The sequence below is a fragment of the Paraburkholderia sp. RL17-373-BIF-A genome (genome assembly GCF_046030175.1).
Lineage (GTDB): Bacteria > Pseudomonadota > Gammaproteobacteria > Burkholderiales > Burkholderiaceae > Paraburkholderia.
On the sequence record NZ_JARESO010000566.1, the window covers coordinates 1 to 225 of the forward strand.

Sequence of the window (225 nt, forward strand, 5' to 3'; positions counted from 1 at the left end):
TCCAGCGCCGCAGCGATCAGCGCCAGCATGCCTGTGAACTGCGAGAACAGCAGCACGCGCCGGCCTTCGTCGATCAGTTCCGGCAGCATCGCGAGCAGCAGGTCAAGTTTGGCCGATTCCTTGACGCGGGAGGCTTTCTCCAGTTTGACGAGGCGTGGATCGCAGCAGACCTGCCGTAGCTTGAGCAGCGCCTCGAGTACGATGATGTGGCTGCGTGCGAGTCCT

Annotated in this window: 1 protein-coding gene; it reads right to left on the reverse strand. The window is 62.7% G+C overall.

Annotation, left to right across the window (positions count from 1 at the left end):
• A partial coding sequence (locus tag P0D80_RS51780) for a hypothetical protein (protein ID WP_408296841.1) occupies nucleotides 1-225 on the reverse strand: 225 nt, incomplete at both ends.